The sequence below is a fragment of the Flavobacterium sp. genome (assembly GCF_049590715.1).
Lineage (GTDB): Bacteria > Bacteroidota > Bacteroidia > Flavobacteriales > Flavobacteriaceae > Flavobacterium.
This window is the reverse complement of sequence record NZ_JBAWDL010000062.1, coordinates 1-8821: the sequence shown is the minus strand read 5'-3', so window position 1 is coordinate 8821 and position 8821 is coordinate 1. Positions and strand designations below refer to the sequence as shown.

At 32.8% G+C, this 8821-nt stretch carries 6 protein-coding genes and 1 pseudogene; all 7 read left to right on the top strand.

All coding sequences use genetic code 11. The annotated features are described in order from the left end of the window. Positions 1-241, top strand: a pseudogene (locus tag WBQ70_RS03150) (TonB-dependent siderophore receptor); the annotation flags it as partial. Between the two features lie 12 nt (positions 242-253). After that, the gene (locus WBQ70_RS03145) at positions 254-1588 is read left to right on the top strand and encodes a TonB-dependent siderophore receptor (RefSeq protein WP_423910441.1); all 1335 of its coding nucleotides are present in this window, start codon (positions 254-256) and stop codon (positions 1586-1588) included. Positions 1589-1666: 78 nt separating this feature from the next. Next, positions 1667-2788, top strand: a complete 1122-nt coding sequence (locus tag WBQ70_RS03140) for a PepSY-associated TM helix domain-containing protein (protein WP_423910438.1) — start codon at positions 1667-1669, stop codon at positions 2786-2788. Between the two features lie 159 nt (positions 2789-2947). Then, entirely contained in the window at positions 2948-4459 is a 1512-nt protein-coding gene (locus tag WBQ70_RS03135; protein ID WP_423910435.1) for an ankyrin repeat domain-containing protein, read from the top strand. A 106-nt stretch (positions 4460-4565) separates the two neighbouring features. Continuing rightward, positions 4566-5048, top strand: coding sequence for a DUF2271 domain-containing protein (locus tag WBQ70_RS03130; protein ID WP_423910432.1), 483 nt, complete (start codon positions 4566-4568; stop codon positions 5046-5048). Positions 5049-5185: 137 nt separating this feature from the next. Continuing rightward, on the top strand, positions 5186-7366 hold the full coding sequence (locus WBQ70_RS03125) for a PepSY domain-containing protein (protein ID WP_423910430.1): 2181 nt from the start codon (positions 5186-5188) through the stop codon (positions 7364-7366). A gap of 124 nt (positions 7367-7490) precedes the next feature. After that, positions 7491-8507, top strand: coding sequence for an FAD:protein FMN transferase (locus WBQ70_RS03120; protein WP_423910427.1), 1017 nt, complete (start codon positions 7491-7493; stop codon positions 8505-8507). Positions 8508-8821 lie beyond the last annotated feature (314 nt).

The following is an 8821-nucleotide window of genomic DNA, read 5'->3' as shown; positions in this document are numbered from 1 at the left end:
TATGTACAGAACTTCTCTAGATTTAGATGGGAAAGTAACTAATGATGGAAAATTATTGTATCGTTTTAATTCCATGGGACAAACTAAAAATAGTCACCGTGATTTTGATTACAATAACCGCTATACCATTGCACCTGTATTAAAATATTTAGCAGATGAAAATACCGCACTTACATTAGAATATACCCATCAATTCTCACAGGTAAACATGATTGGTACTAATTATTCTTTCTCTAAATAAGGGTATGCTGATTTGCCAAGAAATTTCACTACAGGAGAACCTAATTTTGCTCCAACCAATATGAATGACAAAAGTCTTCTTGCTATTATGGAACATAAAATTAATGACAATTGGAAATTCACAGGACAAGCAGGATATTTTAACTACACTCAAGTAGGAATGTCAATGTGGCCTGATGCTATTACAGGTGTTGATGAGAATATCATGCAAAGACGTGTTTACATATCCGAAGATTATGCATTAGCTAAAACAGGACAGCTTTTTTTAAATGGTCAAGAGAAAACAGGAACTGTTAACCATAAAATACTTGCTGGTTTTGATATGAGTGATAAAATAAATTATTACGATTGGACACAAAGTGCCTTACTTCCTGATCTTGATATTTACAATCCTGTTTATGGAACAGTTACTGCTGCTAATATGCCCATATTTGATAGAAGTGTAGATATTAAAGTAAGAGGATTGCAATATAAAAATGCCTACAATGCATTTTATGTTCAAGATGAACTTGGGTTCTTGGAGAACCAACTTCGTTTGACGCTTGCTGGAAGATATACTACTCTAAAAACTGCAACTGTATATTCTGGAGAATACAAAGGAAGTAAATTTACTCCTCGTATTGGTTTGAGTTATTCTATTAACAAAAACACTTCTATCTATGCCATGAGAGACCAATCATTTAATGAAAACTATGGTACGGATTGGGAAGGAAAAACATTTAACCCATTAACAGGTACTAACCTTGAATTGGGTTTCAAAAAAGACTGGTTGAATGGAAAATGGAATTCTGTATTTGCTTTGTACCAAATAACCAACAACAACATCCTTACTGCGGATCTTGAGCATTCTACTGGAGCTCAACAATTCAGTAAACAAAGTGGTCAACAAAAAGTAAATGGTTTTGAAGCCGACATTAGAGGTGAAATATTCAAAAATTTAGATTTAATTATCAACTATGCTTTTACAGAAGCTAAAATTACTGAAGATTCTGATCCATTATTAATAGGCGCACAAGTCTCTGGAACCTCTAAGCATGTGCAAAATGCGTGGTTGAATTACAAAATAGACAATGGTGCTTTAAATGGTTTAGGTATTTCGTTAGGATACCAATACCAAGTGGATAGAAAACCATGGTTTGCTTCTAATGACGAAACACAATTACCTGATTATTTCCGTATGGATGGTGGACTAACTTATACTAAGAATAACATAACATTTAATCTAATCGTTAATAATATTTTAAATCAATACTTATATTCTGGTGGTTATTATACCTATAATCAAACCTATTATTGGCAGTCGGAACCTGGCACAAATTTTCGTATGTCAGTTGGGTATAAATTTTAAGTTTTTTTTATTTGTTTGTTTATCTTTTTTTATCCAACTCAACTCCTCATTTCGGTGAGGAGTTTTTATTCTTAATCCATGAAAAAGAACAATTTCACTAAAGCTATTAAAATCCTTCACTTATGGCTGGGACTATCTTCAGGTATCATTGTATTTATCATTGCCATAACAGGTTGCCTATATGCATTTCAAGAGGAAATACAAAACTATACAGAAACCTATCGTTTTGTTGAAAGTAAAAACGAACCTTTCCTACTCCCCTCTCAACTAGAAAAAATTGCACGAAAAGAGCTTCCTAATAAAAGTCTTCACGCTATAGAATACAATAGTTCAGAAGAAGCTGCCGAGGCTATCTTTTTTCATTATGAACCATCCTATTATCATATTGTTTACCTCAATCCTTATACAGGTGAAGTACTTAAAAATGTAAATATGGAGGAAGGTTTTTTCCGTTTCATTTTAGACGGACACTTCTATCTATGGTTGCCTCACAAAATAGGGCAAGTAGTCGTAGCATCGGCTACTTTAATTTTCCTGATACTTCTCCTTTCCGGACTTTATCTTTGGTATCCAAAAAACAAAAATGCCCGTAAACAACGTTTTTCATTCAAATGGAAAAAAACAACCAAATGGAAGCGAAAAAATTATGACCTACACAATATCACAGGGTTTTATGTGCTTCTTATTGCACTAATTTTTGCCATTACAGGGCTTGTATGGGGATTTAATTGGTTTGCTTATTCGTATTACAAAGTACTTGGTGGCGAAAAAACATTAGTTTATGAAGATCCAATTTCAGATAAAAAAACAATTGCAGCAACCAATCCTATTGATAAAGTATGGCTTTTGATGCAAAAAGAATACCCCCAAGCCGAATCTATCGAAGTCCATCCGCCAGAAAATGACAGCACAACCATTGCAGCTAATGCTAATCCTGATGCAGGAACTTATTGGAAAATGGATTATCGTTATTTTGATCAATACACTTTAGAAGAAAAAGAAGTCAATCACATTTTTGGTAAATATAAAGACGCTGCTGTAAGTGATAAACTCATGCGAATGAATTATGATATTCATACAGGAGCTGCATTAGGTTTACCAGGGAAAATATTTGCCTTTTTAATTAGTTTACTTATTGCAAGTTTACCCGTTACTGGTTTTTTTGTGTGGTGGAATAGAAAGAAAAAACAAAAATCATGATAGGTTTTCTTTTAAACCATTACCAAATTTCATTCTTTTAAAAAAATAAAATAAAAATATTTTATACTTACTATAACTTATTTATTTTTACATTTGCACTATTTTTATTTATTCTAAATATATTTAAACAAACTGACATTTAAAATCCACTCTTTTTTTATGAAAAAAAAAATAATCCTTTCCTTAACTCTAGTCGCTAGTTTATTTGCGAATGCCCAACAAAAAAACAGTCTTTTAGATGCTTCTTTTTGGAAAACTAGCCCAGATCTAAACGCAATTAAAACCGAGATCGAAAAAGGTAATAATCCATCAGAATCAAATGATAGAGCTTTTGATCCAGTAGTGATGGCTATTATGAATGATGCTCCAGTTTCAACAATACAATATTTAGTAGAACAGCCAGGAAATAGTGTCAAAAAACCAACACACGATAGTCGCATTTATTTGCATTGGGCAGCTGGAAAAGGGAATCTAGAAACTGTAGAATACTTAATTAACAAAGGATCAGATATTAATTTAGAAGACAGTCACAGTAGTTTTCCTATTACAGCAGCAGCAAGTAGTGGTGTTGCTAATACGGCAATTTATGAAGCCTTTTTTAAAGCGGGTATCGACCCAAAGAGAAAATACCAAGATGGAGCTAACTTGTTACTTTTATCCATTTCATCGGATAAAAATCTGAGCTTAGCTGACTATTTTTCAACTAAAGGAATGTCGTTAAAAGATGTAGACAACAATGGTAATACGGCTTTTGATTACGTAGCCAAATCAGGTAATATTCCATTATTAAAAAAACTATTAACAAAAGGAGTAAAATTTAGTGATAATGCGCTGATTATGGCAGCCCAAGGTTCACGCCGTGACTCCAATCCTATTGAAGTATACCAATATTTGGTTGACGAATTAAAAATAAAACCCACAGTAACCAATAAAGAAGGTGAAACAGTGTTGCACTTACTTGCAAATAAGCCAAAACAAACTGAAATCATCAATTATTTTATTACTAAAGGAGTAGCTATAAATAAAGCCGATAAGGAGGGAAACACCCCTTTAATGATTGCAGCATCTGCTAGAGATAGGGCTGCATTAGAGCTTTTGTTACCAATGGTAAAAAACACTAATACTCAAAACAACAAAGGACAATCTGCCTTGACAAAAGCGGTAGAAAATGGTTCTCCTGAAGCGGTAACAGCACTATTAAACAAAGGCGCTGACATAAATATCCTTGATAAAGAAGGAAACAATTTAGGGTTCTATCTTATTCAATCCTACCGCCCTCAAATGGGAATGGGACGTGGCGATGGAGGTTCTAATTCAAAACAAAATCCATTTGATACTAAAATAACTATACTACAAGACAAAGGACTTAATTTAGCTAACGCACAAAAAGATGGAAGTACTTTGTATCATTTGGCTGTTATCAAAAACGATTTAACTTTGCTTAAAAAGATTACCCCATTACATATTGATATCAATGCTAAAAACAAAGATGGATTAACGGCTTTACACAAAGTGGCGATGATTTCAAAAGACGATAGCATCTTGAAATATTTTCTATCGCTAGGTGCTAAAAAAGACATCAACACTGATTTTGACGAAAGCCCTTATGCGTTAGCAAAAGAAAATGAAACTTTAACCAAAAACAACGTATCTCTAGAATTTTTAAAATAATCTTTCAGTGATTAGCATTCTATTTTACAAAACAAAATGGTTACTAATTACACATTCTATAAAATTCTAAACTAATTACGAATCACCATTCACTAATTACCACACTATGAAATCAATACTAAAAATAGCTTTTTCGACGGCAATCATCTGTCTTTTATCGTTTCAAGCTACTGCACAAACAAGCAAATACAAATGCATGCTTCAAATGTCTAATTATATTGGCGAAGGGGCGTATGTTGTTGTCTCTCTTATCGATCCAAAAGGCGCATACGAAAAAACACTCTACGTAATGGGTGACGATAAAAAATGGTACAAAACATTGAAAGAATGGCATAAATTTTATGCTAAAAAACCAACAAACATTAGCGCAATTACTGGTGCATCAATAACAGGTGGTGATCGTAGTATCACTACTTTAGAAATTGATAATGCTAAAATTAATAGCGGTTATAAATTGCGTTTTGAAACTGCTGTTGAGGATCAAAAATACAACACAACTGACTTAGAATTACCGCTAACAACAGAAGGACTCGCTGCTAAAACAGAAGGTAAAGGCTACATCCGTTATGTACGATTCAACAAAATATAATTAGAATTTCAACACAGATTTCTCCCGCTTTCATAGATAAAAACAAGTTATTGAGGATTAGATTCTAAAATAACACTTTACAAAATCTGTGATACTTTGAGAAATCTGTGTTTCTTTTTTTTTAAACTCTTTCTTCAATGACTCTTTCTTTTTGGCGTTATTCCCATTTGGCTTTAGCTGTATTTTCTTCTTTATTTTTAATTTTAGCTTCCGTAACAGGAGTTATACTCGCTCTAGATGCTGTCCAAGAAAAAGTACCGTCTTATCAAGTAGCCCATTTTGAACAAATCAAGTTGGTTGAAACACTACCTATTCTTCGAAAAGTCTATCCCGAAATAACTGAACTCAGTGTAGACCATAATCAATTTGTAACCCTCCAAGGAATTGATCAACAAGACCAAGATGTGAATAATTTCATTGATCCACGAACTGGAAAAATCATTGGCAAACCCATCAAAAAAAGCGATTTTATCCAATGGACTACCGCTTTGCACCGTTCCTTATTCCTTAAAGAAACAGGACGTTTTGTTGTAGGGTTGATTTCGTTTCTTCTTATTCTTATAGCTTTATCAGGTTTTGTACTTGTTCTTAAAAGACAAAGAGGATTGCTAAACTTCTTTTCCAAAGTAATCAAAGAATATCTAGCCCAATATTACCATGTAGTTTTAGGGAGATTAGCCCTAATTCCTATTTTGATTATAGCCGTATCTGGCACCTATTTATCGTTAGAGAAATTTCATTTTTTTATGGATAAAAACCCAGAAACTGAATTTTTAAAAGAGATTAATTCTTCTAAAAACAAATCATTTTTCAAAAACACTTTATTGTCGGACGTTCAAAAAATTGAATTCCCTTTTTCAGAGGATCCTGAAGATTATTACATCATAAAATTGAAAGATCGTGAAATCGAAGTCGAACAATTTACAGGTGTTATCATTAGCGAAAAACTTTTCCCAGTAACCAAATTGCTATCTGATTTAAGTTTGGAGTTACACACGGGACGAACGAATATTTTATGGGCAATTATTTTAGGATTAGCGAGTTTAAATATTCTCTATTTTATTTATTCTGGTTTTGCGATGACTTTAAAACGAAGAGCTACTCGCATTCAAAACAAATACAACGCTACTGATAGTGAGATTATTTTGCTAGTAGGTTCTGAAAATGGAAGCACTTTTCGATTTGCCAATGCTATTTACAAACAATTATTAGCCAATGATCAAAAGGCTTTTATTTGCCAAATGAATCAGTACACTACTTATCCAAAAGCAACTGAAATTATAGTTTTTGCATCGACGCATGGTTTGGGAGACGCTCCTTCTAATGCAACTAAATTTACAACATTAGTAGTAACAATTCCTCAGCAACAAAAAGTGAATTTTTCAGTTGTTGGTTTTGGATCGAAAGCGTATCCTGATTTTTGTGGATATGCATACGAAATTGACAACTTACTAAGTGCTCAAAGCTGGGCAGAAAGCTTTTTAGAATTACAAACGGTTAATGACAAATCATCCCAAGAATTTATAAACTGGGTTCGCTTATGGAATCAAAAATCAGGATTTTCCTTATCTACTACTCCATCTTTATACAACCATGTTCCAAAAGGGTTACAGAAAATGATGGTCTTAGAAAAAACAATTATTTCAGAAACCGATCAAACTTTTTTACTAACACTCCGAACCAATAGTAGAACCCAATTTACTTCAGGCGATTTATTAGCAATTTATCCAACTAATGACACTCGTGAACGCCTCTACTCTATCGGGAAACACAACGGAAATGTACAACTTGTAGTCAAGTTGCATCCTTCAGGTTTAGGTTCTAGCTATTTATACAATGTTGAACCAGGAGCTATTATTAAAGCTAGAATCATCCATAACAGTGCTTTTCATTTGCCTAAAAAAGCAAAAAAAGTTGCCCTAATATCTAACGGTACGGGAATTGCACCATTTTTAGGAATGATTAAACAAAACAAGAAAAAGACAGCCATTCACTTGTACGCTGGTTTTAGAAAAGAGACAGAAAGCACCAAACATTACGAATCCTTTGCAGCTACTATGATTCAAAAACAACAATTGATAAATTTGCATGTAGCTTTTTCGCGTGAAGCGAATCATTTTTATGTCATGGATTTAATTCAGCGTGATGCTCGCTTTTTTGTAGATTTATTAAAAGAAGGTGGTACCGTCATGATTTGTGGCTCTCTGGCAATGCAACACGATGTCGAAACTATTTTGGATGCCATTTGCCAAGCTGAAATTTCAACTTCACTTTCTGATTTCAAAGAAAAAAATCAAATTTTGACAGATTGTTACTAATATAGAAAAGCTACATCTATAATTAAGAATTTGTTTAAATCTGTAAAATTGGCGTGCCAATATTTACACCCAGATAGTAAAGAATTAAGCAGTATGGATTATTTATGAATAAAAAAAAAAGAATATGAAATCAACAGTGCGTATTTTTCTTAAAAAATTGCTTTTTTTTATAGTAATTATTTCTAGTTTTACTAGCCATAGTCAAATTCTCCGAAAAAGAACCACCCTACTTATGGGAGGTCGTTTTGATATTTCTATTGTTGCCAATGATTCCCTAACAGCTGAAAAAAACATTGATACTATTATTTCTGAAATCAGCCGAATCGAACATTTAATTTCCGACTGGAAACCTACTTCACAAGTATCACAAGTCAATCAAAATGCGGGTATCCAACCTGTAAAAGTAGATCGAGAAGTTTTTGAATTGACACAACGCGCACTTCGTCTTTCAGAAATTACCAATGGAGCTTTTGACATCAGTTTTGCAGCAATGGAGAAAATTTGGAAATTTGATGGTTCCATGACTAAGATGCCTTTGGCAGAAGCCGTAAAAAAATCAGTTGAAAAAGTAGGCTATAAAAATATCGTTCTAGATTCCCTCCAATCCACAATATTTCTACAACTGAAAGGTATGAAAATCGGTTTTGGGGCTTTAGGCGAAGGCTATGCAACAGATAAATGTCGAAACATGATGTTAATCAAAGGCATTAAAGCAGGAATTATCAATGCTTCTGGAGATATGAGTACATGGGGATCACAACCCAATGGGAAACCATGGAATATTGGCCTAACCAATCCTTTTAATACAGATAAACTAATTGCTACGATTCCTCTTAATTTTGACGCAGTAACCACTTCTGGTAATTATCAAAAATATGTGATTTTAGATGGAAAACGCTATTCTCATATTATCAATCCCGCAACAGGTTATCCTTCAACAGGATTGTGTAGTGTAACCGTATTAGGTCCTAATGCTGAAATGGCAAATGGATTGAGCACCTCTTTAATGGTTTTAGGAAAAACAAAAGGACTGGAACTATTGAAACAATTTCCTAAGTACAGTTGTATCATGATTACCGATGATGAGAAAATTGTAAAATCTAAAAATTTTCGCATCAAAAATCTCAAAATGAAGTTTTAAGTATTGCATATTTTTATTCAACTATTCATTTAAAATAAGGTGAAATTTATCCAAAAGTAATGATATCTATTTGTAAGACAAACGTATACAAAAACCAAAATCACTTTAAGAGAATTCCATTTCTTTCCGAAAAACTAAAACACAAACTTTTAATGATAATTCACTAAAAAAGACAAATCATTAAAAATAACACACTAAAAAACACATTAATTACGAAAATCAAAAAATTAAAGATGTTAAAATTGTTTTAAAATAATTATATTTATTTATTCTAAATAAGTTTTGATGATTAAAATGTCAGTACTATATTTGCA

Coding starts and splice junctions, on each gene's coding strand:
- WBQ70_RS03140 (WP_423910438.1), top strand. CDS start 1,667: ATGAAAAAGAACAATTTCACTAAAGCTATTAAAATCCTTCACTTATGG.
- WBQ70_RS03135 (WP_423910435.1), top strand. CDS start 2,948: ATGAAAAAAAAAATAATCCTTTCCTTAACTCTAGTCGCTAGTTTATTT.
- WBQ70_RS03130 (WP_423910432.1), top strand. CDS start 4,566: ATGAAATCAATACTAAAAATAGCTTTTTCGACGGCAATCATCTGTCTT.
- WBQ70_RS03125 (WP_423910430.1), top strand. CDS start 5,186: ATGACTCTTTCTTTTTGGCGTTATTCCCATTTGGCTTTAGCTGTATTT.
- WBQ70_RS03120 (WP_423910427.1), top strand. CDS start 7,491: ATGAAATCAACAGTGCGTATTTTTCTTAAAAAATTGCTTTTTTTTATA.